A 22,316-nucleotide genomic window follows, 5' to 3' on the forward strand; every position below is an offset into this window, starting at 1 on the left:
AAGTGAGGATTTAGTTGAGATGCGAGGACGCCTCTGTAAGACGGCGGACGGGGGAGTGGGAGGTTGGATATGAGTCTTCAGTCCCGGCGGGAAGTTGTGGTGAGGGGGAATCCAGGAGAAAAGATTCCTACGGGGACCCGCTTCCGCTTGTGGAGCGCACAGCGGATGCTAGGCTCGAAAGAACCTCGCCAAGCACCGGCGGGCTCCAATGTCCCCTTCGGAATTTTTTCTCCTTCCTTCCCCGGGCAGTTTGTCGACGGGACTGAAGACTCAGCGAAGGTGATTGCCCCGTCCGCCGGCTTCAGGGGCTGATTGTCTCTTTCGTCAAGTAAGGGGGGAGGTATTGTCGTGTCCACTATGTAGTCGTGAATCTTTTACTTTATGAAGGTATTTCGGGCTGGATTCAGAGAAAAATCCAAAGCGAAACTTAATGATGAATCAAAAAATTCAATAGTTATTTAAGGATAGGTCATGCGCTAAAGCTCTGATTCATCAATTGAATACCATACAGGGGGCATTCTCCTGGAATTCGAGGAAACGTAGTGGCAGCGACAATACCTCCCCCCTTTGAAGGAATAAGAACAATTCAGCGGCCGCAGGCCGGGGTTCGGGATGGCGAAAACCTTCGCGTCTTCAGTCCCGGGCCATAACCTACCGGTGGGGAAGAAGGGAGAAAAAGATTCCTGAGGGAACCTGGGAGTCCATCGGCACTTACCGAGGTATTTTCGAGGTTAGTGTCCGTTATGTACTCCAAAGAGCGCAAGCGTTTCCCGCAGGAACTTTTTCTGCCCGGATTCCCCACCCGCGACAACCTGCAAACCGGGACTGAAGACTCATCCCCTCCCCCTCACCATCCCGCCCCCCGACCGTCCCGGCGGCGTTCTCCTTCCTCAGTTAAATCCTTATTTTACATCCTGCCCCCGACAGTCAAAAAAAGCCATCTGCTTCCCAGCAGACAGCTTTTCATGACACATTCGTTCCGTCCCGTACTCCCCGTTACTTTCCGGGACGTCCAAACACACTCCGGCAGAGCCTGACATATTCCTGATACTCGGGATATTCTCTGAGATCCGCCAGGAGATCCACCATAGAATTGTAATACCACGCGTGCTTCTCTTTTTCTTTTACATTAAAACGCTCCCAGATTTTCTCCCCTACCAGGATGTAATCCCGGGCGGTGCTTCGGATATTGCTCAGCTTGTCCGCCAGGGTGATGATTTTAATCTCACGTCCTGCGGAGCGCAGATGATTTATGGTACAGCTTTTCCGTTCCATCCACGTCTTGGATTTATCCTCGCTCTCCTCGGCTACCAGATCCGCCACATGGCGGCCAAAATGTTCTTTCAGCTCCCCGTAACTGACTCCGGCATCCTCAATCGTATCGTGAAGGAGTGCGGCGGCTATCACTTCCTCATCATCGGACATCATCGATGCTATCACGGCAGTCTCCAGAGGATGGGTTATATAAGGTATCTTGGACCCTTTTCTGAACGCTCCTCTGTGTGCTTTTTCCGCAAATTCAGCAGCTTCCCTTATCATTGGATCCCCCTATTCTGATTGGCCGGCGGCTGTCTGGCCTCCGTCCCGGACAATGTGTACGTCCATCTGGTTAAATGGAATTTCAATTCCGGCTTCGTCAAACGCCAGTTTTATTTTCTCCGTAATATCCCATCTGGTCTTCCAGTAGTCCGCTGCCGCAACCCAGCCTCTTGCGCCAATCATCACCGAGCTGTCACCCAGGCTGTCTACAAACACTGTGATGTCGGAATCCTTTATAATCGCAGGGTGTTCTGTGTAAAGTTTTTCAAGTATCAGCTTTGCTTTCTTTAAATCGGACTGATATCCGATTCCCACGGTCAGGTCAAGTCTCCTCTTATCCATTGCCGTCACATTCGTGACGGTGGAATTGGCCAGCGTTCCGTTGGGAACCGTGATTGCCTTGTTGTCAACGGTAGCCAGTGTCGTATATACGAGACCAATCATGGAAACCGTGCCCTCTCCCTGGGGACAGATGATGTAATCGCCAACCTTAAACGGTTTCATCATCAAAATCAGCACGCCGCCGGCGAAATTGGCCAGGCTCTGCTGCAGGGAAAGGCTCAGCGCCAGGCTGGCCGTACCCAGGACTGCCAGAATGGATGTCGTGTTGACCCCAAGCTGTCCCAGTATAATAAACACCAAAAGTGCATACAGGATGAATTCCGTAAGGGAACGGAGGAATTTGGAAACGCCAATCTCCACACCGGTCCGCTCAAAAGACGCATTCATCATCTTCTGTACGATCCTTATCAGTTTTCTTCCTATCAGAAATATCAGCAGTGCAATAAACAGTTTCCATCCGAGGGACATCAAATCAGGTCCCAGGTCCGTCAGCATCTGCTTTATCATTCCCGGCTTCAGCTGCTGGAGATCCGAAATATCTCTGTTGATTGATTCCACCGCATCCGTTGCCGCCGTTCCGGCTGTCGCCAGCATAAATATATGTCCTGTCATTCAGAATCTACCGCCTTACTTCTTTGTTCTCTTTTTCAGCGGTATTACATCCGCCGGTTTTCTTTCCGGTACCGGAGCGTTCCCGGGTTTTGCCCCGCTCTTTTTCTCCGCATTTGCCGCAGGTTTTACGGTTTCCGCTCTCTTTACATTCCCCGCAGTCTTTGCTGTATCCGCAGCCTTTACTGTATCCACGGTCTTTACTGTATCCGCAGTCTTTGCCGTGCTTTTGGATTTTGCATTTTTCACTGCCGTCTTTTTCTGTGTCTTCTGAACCGGTTTTGCGGCTTTCTCCGGGGTGCAGCTAAATACACATACACTCAGCGGAGGCACCTGAATCGTGATGGAATAGTCCCTTCCGTCACATTCCTCTTCCCTGGAAGTCTTGACTCTCGGGTTTCCCTTGCCGCTTCCGCCAAATTTCTTCGCTTCACTGTTGAAAATCTCTTTGTATTTTCCTTCAAATGGAACTCCCGTGACATACTTCTCATGGAGAACCGGAGCGAAATTACAAACAAAAAGAAGTGTTTCCTCTTTCTTATCCGTCTTTCTGATAAACGATACAATATTATTGGCCGAATCCATGCAGTTGACCCACTCAAATCCTTCCGGATGATAATCATTGCGGTAGAAGGCCGGATGTGTCCGGTACAGATGGTTCAGTTCTTTCACATATTCCTTCATCTCGCTGTGGAGCGGGTATTCAAGAAGGTTCCACTCCAGCTCCGCATTCTCATTCCATTCATTAAGCTGGCCGAAATCCTGGCCCATGAACAGGAGCTTCTTGCCAGGATGGCCCATCATGAATCCGTAGGCTGCCCTCAGGTTGGCAAACTTCTCTTCCATCGTCTGTCCGGGCATCTTACCCACCATGGAACCTTTGCCATGAACCACCTCATCGTGTGAGAATACCAGGATAAAATCTTCACTGTATGCATACAACATACTAAATGTCAATTCACTGTAGTGATGGCATCTGAAGAACGGATCGTATTTCATATATTCCAGGAAATCGTTCATCCATCCCATATTCCACTTATAGTCAAATCCCAGGCCGTCCTCCTTGACCGTTCCGGTGATCTTCGGCCAGGCCGTAGATTCCTCGGCGATCAGGACTGCCCCGTCTTTTCTTCCTTTAAATACGGAATTCAGGTGTTTTAAGAATTCCACCGCCTCCAGGTTCTCGTGGCCGCCGTAGATATTGGCAACCCATTCTCCCGGATTCTTGCCGTAATCGAGATAGAGCATGGATGCCACCGCGTCAAACCTGATTCCGTCCGCGTGATAGCGGTCGGCCCAGAACATCGCGTTGGCGATCAGGAAGTTGGAAACTCCCGGCCTTCCGTAATTATAAATTAAAGTTCCCCAATGAGGGTGTGAACCCTTTCTCGGATCCTTGTGCTCATAAACGCAGGTGCCGTCAAATTGGGCCATGCCCCAGGCATCCCTTGGAAAGTGGGCCGGCACCCAGTCCAGGATCACTCCGATCCCCTGGCCGTGCATATAGTCCATAAAATACATGAAATCATCGGGCGTGCCGAAACGGCTTGTAGGTGCATAATAACCGGTCACCTGGTATCCCCATGACGCATCCAGCGGATGTTCCATCACCGGCATCAACTCCACATGGGTATATCCCATCTCTTTCACATATTCGGCCAGCTTCACCGCTATCTCACGGTAATTGTAGAACTCGGATCCTACAATCTCGCTGCCCATATCGTCCACTGTGATCGGCTTGCGCATCCAGGAGCCCAGATGAACCTCATAGACCGACATCGGGTTTGTCTTGGTATCGGTCTTTGCACGTTTGTCCATCCATTCCCTGTCGTTCCATTCATACTGGTTCAAATCCCAGACCACCGACGCCGTGTTCGGCCTGAGTTCCGCATAGTTGGCATACGGGTCCGCCTTCAGGGCCGGATCCCCGTTCCTGAACTTCACTTCGTATTTGTATACGGCGCCCTTCTTCACTCCGGGAATGAATAACTCAAATATGCCGGATTCCCCCAGTTTTCTCATCTGGTGCCTCCGTCCGTCCCAGAGGTTGAAATCACCCACTACGCTGACGCGCATCGCGCAGGGAGCCCACACGGAAAAATAAACGCCAGGCGTTCCCTTAACCGTCATCGGATGGGCGCCCATCTTATTATAGATTCCATAGTGGATTCCGGCCTCGAACTTCTTTAAATCCGAATCGGTAAACTGAGGCGCAAATGAATATGGATCATGAATCTCACTCAGGGTTCCGTTATCGTAAAATACCAGCAGCGTATATTCAGCCAGAGTTTTTCTCGGTATCAGCGCCGCAAAGAAACCCGCGTCGTCCGCCAGTTCCATCTGATATTTCTTCCCTGTTGAAGTTATCTTAACTGTGATATCCCTGGCAGTCGGAATAAATGCCTGTACCAGCATACCTTCCTCTGTCATGTGGGCACCCAGCATATTATGCGGATTGGAAGCTTCTGAATATACCAGTTCCTCGATTCCGGCCCAGTCCATCAAGTCGTATAATGTTTTATCCATAAATACGCCTCCTTTTTCCTACCTGTTTTATCTTCATTCTATCATCCTGAATTAAATAATACAATCACTTTACCCTAATTTTAGATTTGCCATCCGTTACTGTTCACTCCATGCTCAGTCACACGCCGCAGTCCGCCCCGCCGCTCCCGACAGGTACCAGGCCAGCATAAGATCCACCGCCCTGCCGTAGCTCCTCACGCCGTCGGCCTGGCTGTTTGCCTTTAAATACGTGTTGTTCAGCGTCTCGGCCGCCTTAGAAACCTTTGAGTCAAACCGCTCCCAGAACGCAGTATTTTCGCGCAGATCTTCCTGTACCTCCGGCCTCAGCCTGTTCCAATATCCGGCATACGACCCATGATTTACCTCCGCCAGGGCATTACCCGCATAAATCCACCCCATCAGGCAGCCGCTGTAGCGGTATTCACCGTCATCCGCCCCAATACAGGCCAGAAAACCGATAAAATTCGCTTCGTCCTCTCTCATAAATCCTCTCAGATGGGAAAGTTCATGGCAGACCGTATGAGGAATGTTGTACGGGGTCATTTCCGCATTGTAATTGGCCTCCACCGTGAAAGGGGAATAAATCCCGCTCAGCTGCTGTACCGACAAAATCCTGGATATCAGGAGGGGTTTTGGAACCGGATAATAACCGGAGAGCTGGGGATACTGTTCTCCCAGCTTATTCATTGCCCTGACCGCCTTACGCTGAATCGCGGCTTTCGTCTGCGTGCCGGTCTCTGTATACGCCGCATTCACCTCGTCGGTGAGCCATCCCAAAAGCGCTTCCAGCTCCTCCTCGGAATACCGGCCGGCCCTGTATTCCAGATAATTTGAAAACGGACGGCGGTAATAATTCACTCCACAGTTGACCGTATAAATAAAAAACAAAGCTGAAATTAAAAAGAATGTACCCGTAGCCATCTTTTTCCAGTCCTTCAGGTGACGGATGCCGTAGACTGCACAGGCCAGAAACAGAATATAGATAAGAAGTTCTACCACAGAAAAGGGAAACAGACCGAAAAATCGGGCAAATGCGCCGGAGAGGGGCGGATAAACATAGTCCGCATACCACGGACCAAACCAGGCTGTCCTGCGCGCAAGCATCTGCAGGGCAGCCGAGACGGCCAGCAGGATAATCCCTGCCGCAAGCAGTGTAAATTCTCTGTTTTTCCTCATTCTTACCCACATATTTCTTCCCCTTATCCCGAAAAATGGAAAAAAACCTTACCATTTGTGAAATTTCTTCAAAAAAACTTGATAAATCAAAAAAACTCATATACACTATTATATTGCAAACTAAACTCATTCGTCAAACAGGAGATACTATGAAAAATATAGAAAAAAATAAGCAGGAGGCCGATCTCGGAAGCGAAACGGTTCCTGCTGCCACGGAAGGTGAGTCAGACCTCACGGGCCTTGCTGCCGTGAAGGATGAATCAGACCTGACGGGCTCTGCGGCCACGGATGGCGAGTCAGACCTGACGGTTCCCGCGGCCGCGGAGGGTAAATCAGGCCTGGCGGGCCCTGTAGCCGCAGAGGACGGAGCCGGCCTGATGGATCCTGCACCGGGAGCCCTGGCAGAAGAGCTGGAAAAAGAGCTGGCCAGGAACACGGTCAAAAGCGGACTTCCTGGGCAGGACGCGGAGAACCATACTCCCACATCTGCAAAAGGGAAGAAAGATAAAGAACCCATCAACTGGAAAGCCGAGATTATCAGCTGGATTCAGGTCCTTGTAACGGCCGCCCTTATCGCCTTTGTCATTGACCGATACATTATAGCCAACAGCCAGGTCCCGACGGGTTCCATGGAAACCACCATCATGCCGGGTGACCGCGTGATCGGTTCCCGTTTAAGCTACACCTTCGGGGAAGCCGAGAGAGGCGACATTGCAATCTTCATCTATCCGGACGATGCCGACAAAGGCATTACCACCTACTATGTAAAGCGGGTGATTGGAATGCCGGGAGATACCATCGATATTATCGACGGGAAGATTTATATCAACGGCTCTGATACCCCTCTGGATGAACCTTATCTCCACGAAGAGATGGAGGAGGAACCGCCGCAGCACTATGAAGTCCCGGAAAATTCCTATTTCATGATGGGAGACAACCGGAACTACTCCAACGACTCCAGGCGTTGGAAAAATAAATTTGTAGCCGAGGATCAGCTGGTAGCAAAGGTTCTGTTCCAGTATTATCCAAAGATACGGAAACTTGAATAGAGTTACTTTTCACACCGCAGAACTCGGGATTTTCACAAAATACACGTGAAACACCTCGCGGAATGCATCCCGGGTGAACAGTAACTTGAATAGGAGCATCAGGATATTATAATAAAAAATAATCTTTAATCCTACATTACGAGGGAGGAACTTATGAAAAAAGTTGTAAAATTCGGCGGCAGTTCCCTTGCCAGTGCGAAACAGTTCAAAAAAGTAGGCGATATCATCCGTTCCGATAAGGCGAGGCGCTACGTCGTTCCGTCCGCACCGGGCAAGCGCAGTAAAACAGACGAAAAAGTAACAGATATGCTCTATGCCTGTTACGATGCGGCATCCACCGGAGGAAGCTACGGAAAGATTTTTTCCAAAATCAAAGACCGCTATGAACAGATTATCGAAGGTCTTTCGCTCAACCTGAACCTGGATTTTGAATTCAAAAAGATCGAAGAAGACTTCATTGCCAAAAAGGGCCGCGACTATGCAGCTTCCCGAGGCGAATATTTAAACGGTATTGTCATGGCCAACTATCTCGGCTTTGAGTTCGTCGATGCCGCGGAAGTGATTTTCTTTGATGAAAACGGCAGTTTTCTGTCCGATAAAACCGACGCGGAATTATCACAGCGCCTCGACCATATCGAGCGCGCCGTTATCCCCGGATTCTACGGCTCCAAACCGGACGGCAGCATCAAGACGTTCTCCAGAGGCGGTTCCGATGTGACAGGTTCTATCGTCGCAAAAGCGATTCATGCCGATATCTACGAGAACTGGACCGATGTTTCCGGATTCCTTGTCACAGATCCCCGTCTTGTGGAGAATCCTGAACCAATTGAGACCATTACATACCGCGAGCTTCGTGAGCTGGCCTACATGGGCGCCAGCGTTCTCCATGAGGACGCCATTTTCCCGGTCCGCAAGGAAGGAATTCCGATTAATATCAGAAACACCAACAAACCGGATGATATGGGAACGCTTATCGTGGAGAGCACCTGCCGCAAGCCGAAATATGTTATCACAGGTATTGCAGGCAAAAAAGGGTTCTGCTCCATCAATATTGAAAAAGCCATGATGAACTCAGAGATTGGATTTGGAAGAAAGGTTCTGGATGTTTTTGAAAAATACGGCATCTCCTTTGAGCACATGCCTTCCGGTATCGACACCATGACAATCTTCGTACACCAGGACGAATTCGTAGAGTTTGAACAGTCTGTTATCGCAGGCATCCACCGTGCGGTACAGCCGGATTCCGTAGACCTTGAGTCCGACCTGGCGCTGATCGCCGTAGTGGGACGCGGGATGAAATCCGCCCGCGGTACAGCCGGAAGAATCTTCTCCGCTCTTGCCCATGCCCGTGTCAACGTAAAAATGATCGACCAGGGTTCCAGTGAGCTCAACATCATTATCGGTGTAAAGAACGACGACTTTGAACCTGCCATCAAGGCAATTTACGATATCTTTATCACGGCTGAGATGTAAGCCGCTGATGCAGTAAAAGAACCCCGGAATCATCCGATGATGATATCCGGGGTTCTTTTATTGGATGGCAACGAAAAGCACGCCTGGGGAAGCGTGCTTTTCGTTGTATTACTCTGTCTTGTCCGGTGCATATCCGCGGTCCGGCTCTTCTACGTTAAAATCCTCTACAATCATTTCAGCCTCTGTGCTTTCAGGCATTCTGGAGCGTTCCCACCGGAGCTTAACTTTGAACAGATCCGCCTCGTTCCCGACTTCCATCGTACCCTTCTGGAGTTCCATAAAACTCTTTGCAATGGCAAGGCCCAGTCCGGACCCCTCCGTGTTTCTGGATTCATCGCCTCTCACAAACCGTTCCGTAATGTCCTTGCCCACAAGTGATATCTCGGTAGCCGAAATATTCTTCATGGATACGGTGACCACTTCCCCGTCATCCGTTATCTCCACATAGGCTCTCGTCCCCGGCATTGCATACTTCACAATGTTCACCAGCAGGTTTTCAAATATCCTGTATGTCTTCTCGCTGTCCAGCACCAGCACGGCCTTTTCCTCCGGTAAATTCCAGCGGAACTCTATCTCCGACCGGCTGATTTTATCTTCCAGCTCCAGCCTTACCTGCTTCATCAGGCTTACGATATCCACATCCACCAGATGCAGCGTTACATTATTGCTGTTGGCCTTGCTGATTTCAAACAGATCCTCAATCAGGCTTTTCAGCCTCATGGATTTCTGGTCCAGGATCCGGATGTAGCTGCGGCGCTCCTCCTCCGTGATTCCCTCTTTCTGCAACAGGTTAACATAAGTAATAATCGCCGTCAACGGTGTCTTCAGATCATGGGAGACATTGGTAATCAGTTCCGTCTTCATGCTCTGGCTCTTTACCTCCTCGTCCACGGCCTTTTTAAATCCGTCCTTGATTTTGGTAATCTCTTCCTTCAGAGGCTCAAATATGCCCAAATCCTCATTTATCTCAATGTCCAGGTTGCCCTCGGCGATTTTGCCCGTTGCCTTAAGAAGCACCTCGTATTTCTCCTGCATCCCGTCATAAATTCTTCTAAGCAGGAAAAACAGGACAACCGAGTAAATAAGAAGGCCAAATATACCGAAAAACCAGAAACAGCTGATTACGGTAAGAAGTACGAAATTCACTCCGACTATTTTTAAAAGAAGCTTAGTCTGCTTATCCCTGAAATCCACAGAGCCGACGAGACCGCAGGTTTTCTCCACGGCGTTCTTGCCTCCCATGAACAGCCAGCCCACAAGCGTACGCTCTTTCAGCCAGCGCTTCAGGCCCAGTGTAAAGATAGAATCCATGCTTACGACAAACCAGTATATAAACGACAGCCCGATGAACCACACTACTGCATTGAGCCCCATCACCAGGCCAGTTGCCTGGTCGGGGGTAAAGTTGAATTCCTGGATAAATTCACCGGCAAAGCCGCCGGTAACCGTACCCATTATCATGTCAAACATCACGTATCCGCTGTCGGCCGTCAGAGCAATCGCCAAACCGCCGATCATAATCAGTATTTCAAACGGAACCGAGAAGATTTTGCGCTCCGTCAGCCCAAGCGGCTTAATCAGCCCCATGATAAACGCCAGCGCCGCCGTCAGGAAGGAAAAGCCGAGTACCATCCAGGCCGCCACCTGTTCAAACTTCCAGTAATCATGGAAAACATACTCCTGTCCGTTTATCGTCATACAGTATCCATCATAAACATCATAGTCCATCGCAGAGGAAAGGCTGTTTACCTTTTCCGCATTTATAAACACCTGCTCTTTCAGCCACGGATAAGCGGCCATTGCGCCCGCCGTAAGAGCTATCACTGTAATGAGTGCCAGTATGACACCCAGACTATTGTAATTTCTCGATTTTGTATCCAACGCCCCACACCACCTTTAAGTATTTTGGTTTTTTTGGGTCTATCTCTATTTTCTCACGGATATTTCTGACATGCACCATGACGGTATCCGTGTTGACAGCCCGTTCGTTCCACACTCTTTCATATATTTCATCGGCCGAAAAAACGCGGCCCGGATTTTTTATCAGAAGGGAGAGAATCTTAAATTCCATCGGCGTCAGTTTTGCCGGTTCTCCGTCTACCATTACCTCCACCGTATCTTCATTGAGCTCAAGCCCTCCGATACGGTAAATATTACTGTTTTCTTCCTCTTCTTTCTCCTCTTTCCTGTTTAACAGGGCCATAAACCTGTTGTACCGTCTGAGATGAGAATTCACTCTGGCCAGAAGCTCCATCGGCGTAAACGGTTTCGTTATATAATCATCGGCTCCCATATTGAGCCCCATGATCTTATCCACTTCCTCCGACTTCGCAGAGAGGAAGATGACCGGAAAATCATAATGTTCCCTGAGCTTGACTACCATCGTCACTCCATCCATCCTCGGCATCATGATATCGACAATCGCCAGATGGATTTCTTCCTGCTCCAGCACCTTAAGTCCTTCCACTCCGTCTGCCGCCTGGAATACACGGTATCCCTGCCCGCGCAGGAAGATTTCGATTCCTTCCCTGATTTCCTTATCATCTTCTACCAGTAAAATCCGGCTTTCTCCTGTTCTGTTCTGTATATCCATTATTTTTTCTCCATATCATCCCCGGTTCAGGCTCCCAGGACTGTGCCAGGACTCTGTAATTCCATCCTGTCGGAGGGCCTCAAAACCGCGTAGTTTTTCTTTTTCTTTATTATACTACATTTTTTGAGTTCCTCCCTCACAAGTAAGAGAAAATTAAGGAAAATGCTAAAAGCAGCTACGCTTGCGAGAAACGCTACGGCCACCTCGGTAAAATATTCAGCACTCATGTTATCAGCTCCCCTTTCAGTCTTTTTCTTTTTCATGACGTAAGTATACCCTGCGTTTCTAAAGCCGGTTCTGGGGAAAAACAAAAGAAATTCTAAAGAAGGGGCAAAGAATAAAAAAAGATAGCCTGCGCGTTTCCTGTATGATAGTATTGAATCAAAGGAAGAACACTTTTACAGGGGAGAAAGCACATGAAATTAACTTATAAAAAAGCTTCTTTGGAAGACCTGGAGCTGCTCACGGAAACGAGGATTACCGTCTTAAGGGCGGCAAACAAACTGGATGATACCGTAGATATGAACATTGTAAAGGAACAGTCCAGGGACTACTACAGACATTTCCTGGCCGATGAATCACATATCGCATACCTCGTCTATGACGGTGAAACATTTGCCGGTTCGGGCGGAATCAGTTTCTTCAGGGTCATGCCCACCTTCCACAATCCGGATGGCCGTAAGGCATATATCATGAACATGTACACCGCCCCGGAATACCGAAGAAAGGGAATCGGCCGTCAAACCCTCGGCCTGCTCGTGGCCGCAGCAAGAGAAAAAGGAATTACAGCAATCTCACTCGAAGCGACGGACATGGGACGGCCCCTGTATGAAAAATTCGGTTTCATCGGCATGGAACATGAGATGGAACTGCCCGAAGACGTCCAGGATCCATAAGGGAGCTGCGTGATACGGCGCAGATTGTTGTAAAAGACTGCTTTCAACAATCATTCTGTAATTGCAGAATCAATCTTTGTAAATTTGCATGCAAAAAACTCCGGAAGGCTGTCCTCCGGAGTTTTATCTATCGTAATTTATTTGCTGTTCGCTTTTTCCATATGCACATTTTTCCCTTTGATCTTTACGTCCTTCATCGCTTTCAAAACGATATCGGCCTGTTCTCTCGGTACCTCTACAAATGTGTATTTGTCAAACATATCAATGCTTCCCACCATGCTGCCCGGCATTCCTGACTCCCCGGCGATTGCACCGAGAATATCTCCAGGCCTGATCCCCTGGTTCTTACCGATGTTGATGAAAAGGCGTGCAACATTCTCTCCACCGCCGCTTCGGCTGTTTCTCGGACCACGGCCGTTTCTATTTCTGTTGTTTCGCTCATAATCGTCCAGATCATCCAGAGAGCGGAGCGGGAATTTTTCTTCGGTAATATCCTCGTACTCATCTCCCATAGACATTTTCAAAAGAGCGGCTGCCAGATCGAGGGTCGTATAATCCTCTTCAAGGACTCTCTTCTCCACAATATTTATGATTTTATCGAGATCATTTTCACGGATCACATCGCTCACGCTGTCCAGAATCTTCTCCGCTTTAATCGAGGTCACATCATTCAGGGACGGAATCGGCTGGGGAAGAATCTTCGTCTTACAATAGCGCTGGATTTCTCTCAGCTTATATACTTCCTTTCCCACTACCAGGCTGAACGCTTTTCCTTCTCTGCCGGCACGGCCCGTTCGGCCGATTCTGTGGACATAATATTCGTCATCCTGAGGAATATCATAGTTAAATACCGCTTCTACGTCATCTACATCGATACCTCTGGCTGCAACATCCGTTGCGATTAATATGTCCGTCCTGCCGTTTCTGAAACTGTTCATAACACGGTCTCTCTGCATCTGTTTCAAATCTCCGTGAAGACCCTCTGCAAAATATCCCCTGTTCTGGAGTTCCTGAACCAGATCGTCGACCTGTCTTTTCGTATTGCAGAAAACAATAGACAGTTTTGGATCATACATATCCAGAAGACGGCACATAACCTCTATTTTATTCTTCGGTTTCACTTCATAATAGTACTGTGTTACCTTTGGAACAGTCAGCTCCTTTTTTACTACTCTTACGATTTGCGGGTCTTTCTGGAACTTCTTCGCAATCTCGGCAATAGCCGGCGGCATCGTCGCAGAGAACATTACGGTCTGGCGCTCTTCCGGAAGCTCGCTCAGAATCATCTCCATATCCTCTAAGAATCCCATATTCAGCATCTCATCCGCCTCATCCAGAACAACGGTATGGACATGATCCAGTTTCAGGGTCTTTCTGCGCATATGATCCATCACACGGCCCGGTGTTCCGATAATCACCTGTACACCGTCTTTCAGGGACCGGATCTGTCTTCCTATATCCTGTCCTCCGTAAATTGGAAGAACCTTGACTCCGTGCATATATTTTCCAAGACGCCTTACCTCATCGGAGACCTGGATTGCCAGCTCTCTCGTCGGGCAGAGAATAATCGCCTGTAACTTTTTATTCTTCGGATCCACCTTCTGAAGAAGCGGAATACCGAATGCCGCTGTCTTACCTGTTCCTGTCTGGGCCTGGCCGATAATATCCACTCCCTGAATCTCCAGAGGAATTGACTGGCTCTGAATCGGCGAAGCCTCCTCAAACCCCATATCTGTAACTGCGCGTAAAATCTTCGCATCTAAATTTAAATCTTCAAACTTAACTGCTTCCATTCTTTTCCTTTCCTGATTCAAAACTTCAAAAAAGAAGATCCAGGAACGTCTCAGCTCTTGAATCTTCTCACTTTAACTATATCTAATAAAATATAGCAGATCTCATTCGCCTTGTCAATTAAAGATTTTTGTTGGGGAACGAGGACGCCGGGGGAATGGCGGGGGTGGGATGGGAGAGGGAGGGGGGGTGAGTCTTCAGTCCCCTCCCTCGCCATTCCGCCCCCCGGTCGTCCCGGCGGCGTTCTCATTTCTCCCCCAACTCTCCATTGACTTTTCCCCCATTCAGTTCTAAACTTGTTATCAACCTGCATTGTATAACTATAAAACCTTGATTTAGAAGGAGTGTTTTTATGAAGATCATTGATTCACACCTGCACTTTTGCCCCGGATCTCCTTATTTTGATAAGATTGCGGAGCGGGCGGAACATATAAATTCAGCCGAGCATCTCAGGGAACAGTATGAGAAGTACCGAATTGAGGCGGGCGTTGTGATGGGGAACCACGGCCTTTCCCTGGCTGAGCATGATTATCCCGCTTTTTTACGGTACTGTATTGGAATTGACAGTAATTATCTGAAAAATCATGAGATTGCCGACGCCTTTGATTTGGTGGAAATCCACCTTAAGAGGGACAACTGCGCCGGGATCAAACTCTATCCCGGTTATAGCCCTGTCTATATCAGCGACCGGAGATATGAACCCATTTATGAACTGGCCAAAACGTATAAGAAACCGGTTGCGATCCATATGGGTCAAACCGCCGGCTCCAACGCATTCCTGAAATACAGCCATCCCCTGACTCTGGATGAGGTTGCGGTCACGCATCCCGACGTTCAGTTTGTCATGTGCCACTTTGGCAATCCCTGGCTGATGGACGCCGCCGCTGTTCTGGAGAAGAATGAGAATGTTGCCGCCGATTTATCCGGCCTTCTGGAAGGGAAACTGGTGCTGGAAGAATTGTTAGAAGAACAGAAGGGTTATGTGGAGGCTCTGAAAACATGGATTTCCTATGCACAGAGCTATGATAAGCTGATGTTCGGAACCGACTGGCCTCTGGCCAACTACGGAGATTATATTGATTTCACCAAAGTAATCATTCCGGAAAAACACTGGGATAAGGTGTTCTACCGGAATGCAAAACGTATCTATTTTTAACGGTTCAGCGTTTGTGAACCGTTCAGACTGAAGACAAATTATATTTTACTTATATCAGGAGTTTGAGGGTGTAACCCTCATTCTAAATCACGTAGGTGGAATTCAGTTCCGCCGTAGTGCTGAACTGCCGATTTCCAGGGGCCTTAGCCCTTGCGCGAGGAAATCGGCAGTTCTTCCTTATAATAACTCAGTGCTGTCCGCCGCCATTGCCGGACAGCCATTTTATTGTCCTTCCGAGTCCCGCAAAGGCGTAGGGAATTAGCAGAATAAAATAGCAGACTGTATACTGTCCTTTTCCTTCCCAGGCCATATGGAAGAGAAAACCTCCGATAAAAATAATCGCCGGAATCAGTTGTTCCCATCTCGTCCGTTTCATGCCCAAAAGCAGGAATAGAAAGGCACCCACATAAATAAAGGTCTGAAACCAGTTACTGACGGCCATGTAGCCCCTGTTCAGAAGCCCTCCCTCTTTGAGAAGGGAGTCCGTAAATCCCGGCAGAAGCCAGGAACCTCCTTTTACCTCTTGAATCCACAGGCTTTGGAAGGTTGGCTCCGCCCAGACAGACTCTGCCTTTCTTAAGAAAAAGTCCGCAGCTGCCTCCGGATCCGCGCCGAATTCTGATATCGTGTCCATCAGGTCCTCCCGGATGGCCTCCTTTGTTTTTTCCGTATCCTCACCGTTTCCCGCAAAGACACTGACATTATAGCCATTGTACCATCCCGGGCCGCGGCTCCCGTCCTGGAGTCCCATTTCCACCCAGGCCGTCATGGGAATTCCTCCTGACACGGGTTTCCCCGTCACATTTTCCAAAAAGACATTCATCGCCTTTACGCCGCCCATATAAACGACCACCATTAAAACCGCGGCAGCCAGAAATCCTGCTCTCTTCCTGAATACGCCCTCCGATAAAAGATAGATGACAAGCGCAACCAGCACAATCAGATAGTTTGATTTCAGAAGCACGGACGCAGCGGCAAACAACGATGCAAGCAGAAGGCTGCCTATTTTATCCGTATGGATATAGCGGTATAGTAAATACAGCGCCGCAGAGGAAAAGCAAAATCCCGGCATAGTGCCATACACAAATGTAATGTAAAAGGCAAAGGGCAGGCAGCCAAATGTCAAAATCAGAAGTCCCCTGATACTTTTAAGCCCAAACAATTCCACCGCCAGACGGCTGAGACAGTAAACGCCTCCAAACAGAAACCCGATATTCAGGATCTGAACCGCATACGGCGTGATGTCCCTGAATATCATGACAATCACCGCCAGAAAAAGAATCAGACCGTTCTGGGACGGATACGTATAGGCATACCCCACCGGCACCATCGGGGACGCATAAACGAAACCGACCTCATCCCAGGGCGAATAGTCCCCTTCCAGAAGGGAGCGCGCCGATTCCATCGCCATTCTCTGATCCGAATTTGGCCAGTACATTGTCATTAAAAGCCATATCAGGTAAAAGCCCGCCAGAGCAATGATGAGCCTGCGGTACTGCCTGTCGGTCAGGCTGTGTTTCCATTGCCCCGACCTGCGTTTCCGACAAACCCATACACCGGCTGCCAGAAAAATAATCATCAGGAGGATATGGACAACCGGCTGGTCCGGGCCATACTGCACTTTCTCCGCTCCCCCATACACACGGCAGGTCGTTGTGGCGCTTATGACAATGAGAAATAAGAGCACCGCCCCGAATAAGAGCTGCACGAAGACCGTACAAAGCCGTTCCAGCACAGACCCATGGGAGTTTCCTCCCGCTGCGGCTGCCGCCCCTTTCCCAAACCCTCTTCTATTGTCCGCCGGACCGCCTGATCTGGCGCCTGATTTATACCCCATCTCCGCTTTGTGCCCGGCATGGTTTCCGCCTTTGCTGCGGTTTCTGTCTTCCGTTCCTGCTCCCATATTCCAGTGTCCCTCTGTCTGTTGGCATTTCCACAAAATGTTCCGCGTTTCCGCCGCATCCCTCAAGATACTGCGGTCAAGTTTTATATCTTTGTCAGTCAGATATTACTGTAATTTTATAAAAAAGTCAACAGGCCTCCTGGCTGTTCAGCCTCATAATATAACCGTAATTGAAAAATGGAGGCTCTCCTTTCCCCGGGGAGCCTCCATCCGCTAATCAACTTATTTTCCTGCCTTTCGGGCAGAAATTAATGCCTCAATTTCTTCTCTCTCAGGCATCACCTTCAGCGCGCCCTTCCTCGTCGTTATGATCGAGGCCGCTGCGTTGGCGAATGTGAGCATCTCTCTGATTTTACCCTCATCCAGGTTATCAAGGCCATATTCCAGAACAAAATGGAGTACACAGCCACAGAACGTGTCTCCGGCTCCCGTCGTTTCAACGGTCCCTTCCTGGATAAAACCGGGAACCTCCACCATTCTTCCGTCATAGTAGGCCCTGCTGCCGTCTTTTCCCATGGAAACGCAGATGAGCCTGATATCATACTGTTTCTTAAGTTCTCTTACGCCGTCTGTAAAATCTTCCAGGCCGGTCAGCCACTGTATCTCATTGTCTGATATTTTGAGAATATCGCAGTGGGCCAGGCCATAGCGGATCTGCTTCTTCGCCTCATCCTCCGAATTCCACAGAGGCGGCCTCAGATTCGGGTCAAAAGAGCGCAGCAGACCGGATTTCCCGGCTGTTTCGACGGCCCTTTTCACAGCCTCCCTGGCCGGTCTGTCCGTCATGGACAGGGAACCATAATGAAATATCTTTGATTTCTCAATCAATGCAAAATCCACTTCGCCGGAGGCAAGCATCATATCGGCTCCGGGATTCCGGTAGAAGGAAAAATCCCGATCCCCGTTTTGAATCTTGTGTACCAGCGCAAGTGTCGTCGGTATCTTTTCATCCTCAATAAGACCTGCCGTGCCGATCCCCATATGTTCAAGTTCTCTCTTAAGCTGCTGTCCGAACCTGTCCCGGCCGACTTTTCCAATGAACTGCGTCTTCCTGCCCAGCCTGGTTAACATCGCCAGCACATTACAGGGCGCGCCTCCGGGATTTGCCTCAAACAGGGGATTGCCCTGGTCGGATTCCCCATTCTGGATAAAATCAATCAGCAGCTCTCCGAGAGCGGTTACATCTGTATTCTGCATATTTCTCTCCTGTATTGCCCGGAGCGTGTCTGAAAATCCATTCCTGCAATTTTCAGGCACGCTCCGATATTATTTTTCTACATTTAATGACCTCTTATTTCGTCACCGCAATATCAAAGAATTCCGCGCAGCCATCCTGGGCCATCAGCCCGATCTGGTAATCCGTCTCCCCGAAATAGCGGTAGGTAAATGCAATCTTTTCCCCGGCAAATATCTCTATCATATCCCGATCAATCACCACCTTGAGGTCAATCACATCGCCGTCCTCATACGGAAACGGTTTCTCACACACCCGGATGCCGTCCGGGCCTGCGTCTTTCGGCGTTCCGATGTTGGTACAGGATGCCTCCCAGAACGGATCCACTCCCATTGGGAGGTTCAAAAGCTCGGCACGCTGCATCCCCTTGTCAAAAGCAAGAACGATACACTGGGTCGCATCTCTGTCGGATTTAAGAAGCAGGCCGAAATGATCCGCCATATTAACCGGCTTTACCTTACAATGAAACAGGAAGCTCTCCTCTTTCACATCCACAAATCCGTAGGACAGAGTGCCGACGGAATCGAGGTAAATACACTTATCCCCATATTTTACGGATTTGCCGAGGATATCCACATAATTCCACTCCACCGGTGTACAAAATGCCTCCGCATATTCTCCCGGGAGCTTCACATCCAGTTCGCCGTCACCATTCTGGCATACCTCGTGGGGGATACAGAACTGTCCGCCCCAGTACCACTCGCCGAAATTGCTCTGCTCCGCCCGGTCGTGGGCCCATGCAAAGTAGAATCTGCGTCCCTCGTCATTGACCAGCGATTTTGCCGCATAGAACCGGCGGCCGCCGATTCCGTCCATCTTCGGCGTTCTCCACGGCCCGAACGGCGAGTCGGATACGCGGTAGATCGTGTTGACAAATTCGGAAAAACGTGAGTAGGAAAGATACCAGAGATCGCCTGTCTTATACATCTCACAGCACTCCGGGCAGTTGGTATGGAACGGCTGGTAAATCGGTCCGTAGTACTCCCAGTTGTCGAGATCCTTAGAACGGTACAGGACGATGCAGCCCCTTCTGGACGGAGGGCCTTCCTTCTTTCTTCCGGATATCAGGATCCAATAGCAGGCGTCGTCCCCGTTGTAGAAGACGTATGGGTCGCGCCAGTCCCCCACCTCATATTCTTCCTCATTGGGTATAATAATCGGGTTCTTCGGATCCTTCTCAAAATGAATTCCGTCATCGCTCACCGCATGGCAGATTGTCTGCTCAAAATGTACATTATAATTGTAGCCCGTATAGAAAATATGGAATTTCCCTTCCCCATAGACGGCAGCTCCGGTCCATACGCCGCAGGCGTCGGGCTCCTCACCCTCCCCCGGGTAAAGCGCGGTCCCTACTTCCTCCCAGTGCACCAGATCCTTTGATACGGAATGCTCCCATGTGGTCCTCAGCCTCGCCGGATAAACGGTCGTTCCGGGAGGTGAGGTCAGTGAAAAAATATGATAGACGCCGTCGTGGTAGAGGGGAATTGCATCCCCTGTCGAATCAGCCCAGCTTAATTTCCTGAAAATTTCCATTTCTTATGCTCTCTCCTTCGCGTTTCTTATGATGCGTTTTACTACACTGTCTTTTCCCTTCTGGGTGTCGATGATGACGGCCAGAACGATAATCAGGCCCTTTACAACCAATTGCCAGAAGGAACTGAGCCCAATCAGGTTCAGGCCGTTGCTGATGATGCCGATTACCAGCGCGCCGAAAATCGTTCCCGATACGGCTCCGACGCCGCCCGTCATAGAGATTCCGCCCAGCACGCAGGCTGCGATCGCGTCCAGCTCATACCCTTCTCCGACGCCCGGCTGGCCGGAATACATTCTCGCGGAAAGGACGATACCGGCGAATGCCGCCAGAAAACCGGATATGGTAAATACCGCAATTTCCACCTTTTTAATCGGCACGCCGGAAAGTCTGGCCGACTCCCGGTTGCCTCCGATGGCAAATATATAGGTGCCGAATTTTGTCTTGTTTAATACAACGATAAAAATGATGATGAGAACGACCATGTAAACGACAGGAAGAGGCAGGACGCCAAATAATTTCCCTGTTCCGATTCCGGTAAATATATCGTTGGAAACCCTGATGGAACGGCCTCCCGAGTAGATGTATGCGACGCCCTTTGCCACATTCATCATGGACATGGTTACAATAAAGGCAGGCACCTTAAAGGTGGCAATGATTAAACCGTTTAAGAAACCGGCCAGCGTTCCGAGAAACAGTCCCACCGCAATCGCCGCAGCCATCGGCATTCCCTGGTTGACCATAAGCCCGGCCGTCAGGGTGCCGCACATGGCGACACAGGTGCCAACCGAGAGGTCAATCCCTCCCAGGATAATGACGAGTGTCATTCCAAGTGCGAGATACATATTATTTGATACCTGTCTGAGAACAGACAGAAGGTTGTCCGTGGTGAGGAAAACCGGTGACGCGAAGCTCAGGATAATGGAGATGATGACGAGCACTGCTATGATTCCGGAATTTCCTTTCAGCATTTTCATAAAACTGTTATTTTTCATATTTTACACTCCCGTAGCCAATTTCATAATTCGTTCCTGTGTCAGTTCCAGATGACCAATTTCTCCCGTCTTGACGCCCTCCTTGATCACGCACACGTTGTCGCACATGTTGATGATCTCGGGAAGTTCCGAGGAGATCATGATAATCGCCATTCCCTTTTTTGCCAGCTCGTTAATAATGGAGTAAATCTCGGCTTTCGCGCCTACGTCCACGCCCCTTGTTGGTTCGTCCAGTATCAGTATTTCCGGCTTTGTCGCCAGTGCTTTTGCAATTACCACCTTCTGCTGGTTGCCGCCTGACATGCTGCCCACCGCCGCGTCAGGCGACAGAGCTTTGATATTCAGGCTCTTTATGTATTCCTGCGTAACCGCCTCTTTCTTCGCATCGCTGAGCAGAAGGCCCCTGGCGTAGTACTTCAGGCTTGAAAGGGTCGTATTAAATACGATCGAATTAATCAGTGTAAGCCCCGTCTTCTTTCTGTCCTCCGTGACCATGGCAATTCCCTGGTTGATGGCTTCCAGGCAGTTCTTAAACCGCACATCCCGGCCGTTTAAGATGATCCGGCCTGAATCGAAGCGGTCGGCGCCAAAGACGCAGGTCATAATCTCACTTCTTCCAGCCCCCACAAGTCCTGCAAAACCGAGTATTTCACCTTTTCTGACCCTGAAGCTGATATTTTCAAAAACGCCCTTCTTCGTCAGATTTTCCACTTCCAGAATTACACTATCCTCCCGGAGCGTATCGTAATCTCTTGTATAATAATTCTGAAGGCTGCGGCCGACCATCATGGCCACCAGCTCGTCGGTGTCTGTTTCCTTTGTATTTACCGTTCCCACATAGGAGCCGTCCCTGATGACCGTAATCCGATCCGACATTCTGAACAGTTCTTCCATCCTGTGGGAAATATAAATGATGCTTACCTTCTGCGCCTTCAGCCTTGTCATGGTTTCAAACAGCTTTTCCACCTCTTCGTCCGACAGGGAAGAGGTCGGCTCATCCATAACCAGGATTTTCACGTTAAATGAGCTTGCTTTCACGATTTCAACCATCTGCTGCTGGGCAATGGTCAAATCCGCAATCTTTGTGTCTGCCTCAATATCAAGTCCCAGGCTTTTTAACATTTCTCCGGCCTGACGGAGCATTTCCTTCATATCCTTAAAGCCGAACCGGTCCAGAATCTCGCGTCCCAGGAAAATATTTTCCGCCACGGTCAGGTAAGGCACCAGCACGATCTCCTGATGGATGATTCCGATTCCGTGCTCCCTGGCAGTCTGGACGTTATCTATTTCAATCTCTTTTCCGCCAATGCTTATGACGCCCCTGTCCGGTCTGTAAATTCCGCCCAGGACCTTGATAAGCGTAGACTTTCCGGCTCCGTTCTCCCCCAGCAGGGCATGGATTTCCCCTTCTCTCAGCTCAAAATGAATCCCGTTTAAAGCGTGGACTCCACCGAAGCTTTTTGATATGTCTGTCATCTTTAATACAATGTTTTCCACTCGCTC

At 49.4% G+C, this 22,316-nt stretch carries 17 protein-coding genes; 4 read left to right on the top strand and 13 right to left on the bottom strand.

The features are described from left to right. Window positions 1-996: 996 nt before the first annotated feature. From V3C10_22060 to V3C10_22075, 4 genes are all read right to left on the bottom strand, one after another. On the bottom strand, window positions 997-1,539 hold the full coding sequence (locus V3C10_22060) for an HD domain-containing protein (GenBank protein ID WVP61958.1): 543 nt from the start codon (window positions 1,537-1,539) through the stop codon (window positions 997-999). 9 nt (window positions 1,540-1,548) lie between these two features. After that, entirely contained in the window at window positions 1,549-2,493 is a 945-nt protein-coding gene (locus V3C10_22065; protein ID WVP61959.1) for a mechanosensitive ion channel family protein, read from the bottom strand. A gap of 15 nt (window positions 2,494-2,508) precedes the next feature. After that, entirely contained in the window at window positions 2,509-5,016 is a 2,508-nt protein-coding gene (gene glgB / locus V3C10_22070) for a 1,4-alpha-glucan branching protein GlgB (protein WVP61960.1), read from the bottom strand. A 114-nt stretch (window positions 5,017-5,130) separates the two neighbouring features. After that, window positions 5,131-6,204 carry a DUF3810 domain-containing protein gene (locus tag V3C10_22075; GenBank protein WVP61961.1) on the bottom strand — a complete coding sequence of 358 codons (1,074 nt, stop codon included), beginning with the start codon at window positions 6,202-6,204 and terminating at the stop codon, window positions 5,131-5,133. 365 nt (window positions 6,205-6,569) lie between these two features. Here V3C10_22075 and lepB point away from each other — a divergent pair, with 365 nt between their 5' ends. Beyond that, entirely contained in the window at window positions 6,570-7,241 is a 672-nt protein-coding gene (lepB, locus tag V3C10_22080) for a signal peptidase I (GenBank protein WVP64685.1), read from the top strand. Between the two features lie 153 nt (window positions 7,242-7,394). Next, on the top strand, window positions 7,395-8,714 hold the full coding sequence (locus tag V3C10_22085; GenBank protein ID WVP61962.1) for an aspartate kinase: 1,320 nt from the start codon (window positions 7,395-7,397) through the stop codon (window positions 8,712-8,714). 108 nt (window positions 8,715-8,822) lie between these two features. On the opposite strand, the gene V3C10_22090 is transcribed toward V3C10_22085, so the two are convergent. The 3 genes from V3C10_22090 to V3C10_22100 are packed head-to-tail and all read right to left on the bottom strand — an operon-like array spanning window position 8,823 to window position 11,570. Beyond that, the gene (locus tag V3C10_22090; protein ID WVP61963.1) at window positions 8,823-10,595 is read right to left on the bottom strand and encodes a sensor histidine kinase; all 1,773 of its coding nucleotides are present in this window, start codon (window positions 10,593-10,595) and stop codon (window positions 8,823-8,825) included. Then, entirely contained in the window at window positions 10,567-11,307 is a 741-nt protein-coding gene (locus V3C10_22095) for a response regulator transcription factor (GenBank protein ID WVP61964.1), read from the bottom strand. The genes V3C10_22090 and V3C10_22095 overlap by 29 nt, the downstream gene beginning before the upstream one ends. A 26-nt stretch (window positions 11,308-11,333) precedes the next feature. After that, window positions 11,334-11,570: a hypothetical protein gene (locus V3C10_22100; GenBank protein ID WVP61965.1), complete on the bottom strand. Its 237-nt coding sequence runs from the start codon at window positions 11,568-11,570 to the stop codon at window positions 11,334-11,336. Between the two features lie 153 nt (window positions 11,571-11,723). Between V3C10_22100 and V3C10_22105 the strand changes: the two genes are divergently transcribed. Beyond that, window positions 11,724-12,203, top strand: coding sequence for a GNAT family N-acetyltransferase (locus tag V3C10_22105; protein WVP61966.1), 480 nt, complete (start codon window positions 11,724-11,726; stop codon window positions 12,201-12,203). 137 nt (window positions 12,204-12,340) lie between these two features. On the opposite strand, the gene V3C10_22110 is transcribed toward V3C10_22105, so the two are convergent. Next, window positions 12,341-13,996, bottom strand: a complete 1,656-nt coding sequence (locus V3C10_22110; GenBank protein WVP61967.1) for a DEAD/DEAH box helicase — start codon at window positions 13,994-13,996, stop codon at window positions 12,341-12,343. Between the two features lie 350 nt (window positions 13,997-14,346). Here V3C10_22110 and V3C10_22115 point away from each other — a divergent pair, with 350 nt between their 5' ends. Continuing rightward, window positions 14,347-15,150 (top strand): amidohydrolase family protein, encoded by an 804-nt coding sequence (locus V3C10_22115; protein WVP61968.1) that lies wholly within the window; start codon window positions 14,347-14,349, stop codon window positions 15,148-15,150. A gap of 187 nt (window positions 15,151-15,337) precedes the next feature. Here V3C10_22115 and V3C10_22120 read toward each other — a convergent pair whose 3' ends face one another. From V3C10_22120 to V3C10_22140, 5 genes are all read right to left on the bottom strand, one after another. After that, entirely contained in the window at window positions 15,338-17,053 is a 1,716-nt protein-coding gene (locus V3C10_22120) for a glycosyltransferase family 39 protein (GenBank protein ID WVP61969.1), read from the bottom strand. Window positions 17,054-17,275: 222 nt separating this feature from the next. Beyond that, complete coding sequence (locus V3C10_22125; GenBank protein ID WVP61970.1) at window positions 17,276-18,250, bottom strand: carbohydrate kinase; 975 nt, start codon at window positions 18,248-18,250, stop codon at window positions 17,276-17,278. A 94-nt stretch (window positions 18,251-18,344) separates the two neighbouring features. Continuing rightward, on the bottom strand, window positions 18,345-19,820 hold the full coding sequence (locus V3C10_22130) for a glycoside hydrolase family 32 protein (GenBank protein WVP61971.1): 1,476 nt from the start codon (window positions 19,818-19,820) through the stop codon (window positions 18,345-18,347). 3 nt (window positions 19,821-19,823) lie between these two features. Further along, complete coding sequence (gene rbsC / locus V3C10_22135; GenBank protein WVP61972.1) at window positions 19,824-20,813, bottom strand: ribose ABC transporter permease; 990 nt, start codon at window positions 20,811-20,813, stop codon at window positions 19,824-19,826. 3 nt (window positions 20,814-20,816) lie between these two features. Then, window positions 20,817-22,310 (bottom strand): sugar ABC transporter ATP-binding protein, encoded by a 1,494-nt coding sequence (locus V3C10_22140; GenBank protein ID WVP61973.1) that lies wholly within the window; start codon window positions 22,308-22,310, stop codon window positions 20,817-20,819. Between the last annotated feature and the right edge of the window lie 6 nt (window positions 22,311-22,316).

Origin of the sequence: [Clostridium] symbiosum, assembly GCA_036419695.1 — a bacterium.
Classification (GTDB): domain Bacteria; phylum Bacillota; class Clostridia; order Lachnospirales; family Lachnospiraceae; genus Otoolea; species Otoolea symbiosa_A.

Excerpts from the sequence above, each read along its gene's own strand:
- V3C10_22060 (WVP61958.1), bottom strand. The coding sequence starts at position 1,539 with ATGATAAGGGAAGCTGCTGAATTTGCGGAAAAAGCACACAGAGGAGCG.
- V3C10_22065 (WVP61959.1), bottom strand. The coding sequence starts at position 2,493 with ATGACAGGACATATATTTATGCTGGCGACAGCCGGAACGGCGGCAACG.
- glgB (WVP61960.1), bottom strand. The coding sequence starts at position 5,016 with ATGGATAAAACATTATACGACTTGATGGACTGGGCCGGAATCGAGGAA.
- V3C10_22075 (WVP61961.1), bottom strand. The coding sequence starts at position 6,204 with ATGTGGGTAAGAATGAGGAAAAACAGAGAATTTACACTGCTTGCGGCA.
- lepB (WVP64685.1), top strand. The coding sequence starts at position 6,570 with ATGGATCCTGCACCGGGAGCCCTGGCAGAAGAGCTGGAAAAAGAGCTG.
- V3C10_22085 (WVP61962.1), top strand. The coding sequence starts at position 7,395 with ATGAAAAAAGTTGTAAAATTCGGCGGCAGTTCCCTTGCCAGTGCGAAA.
- V3C10_22095 (WVP61964.1), bottom strand. The coding sequence starts at position 11,307 with ATGGATATACAGAACAGAACAGGAGAAAGCCGGATTTTACTGGTAGAA.
- V3C10_22100 (WVP61965.1), bottom strand. The coding sequence starts at position 11,570 with ATGAAAAAGAAAAAGACTGAAAGGGGAGCTGATAACATGAGTGCTGAA.
- V3C10_22105 (WVP61966.1), top strand. The coding sequence starts at position 11,724 with ATGAAATTAACTTATAAAAAAGCTTCTTTGGAAGACCTGGAGCTGCTC.
- V3C10_22110 (WVP61967.1), bottom strand. The coding sequence starts at position 13,996 with ATGGAAGCAGTTAAGTTTGAAGATTTAAATTTAGATGCGAAGATTTTA.
- V3C10_22115 (WVP61968.1), top strand. The coding sequence starts at position 14,347 with ATGAAGATCATTGATTCACACCTGCACTTTTGCCCCGGATCTCCTTAT.
- V3C10_22120 (WVP61969.1), bottom strand. The coding sequence starts at position 17,053 with ATGGGAGCAGGAACGGAAGACAGAAACCGCAGCAAAGGCGGAAACCAT.
- V3C10_22125 (WVP61970.1), bottom strand. The coding sequence starts at position 18,250 with ATGCAGAATACAGATGTAACCGCTCTCGGAGAGCTGCTGATTGATTTT.
- V3C10_22130 (WVP61971.1), bottom strand. The coding sequence starts at position 19,820 with ATGGAAATTTTCAGGAAATTAAGCTGGGCTGATTCGACAGGGGATGCA.
- rbsC (WVP61972.1), bottom strand. The coding sequence starts at position 20,813 with ATGAAAAATAACAGTTTTATGAAAATGCTGAAAGGAAATTCCGGAATC.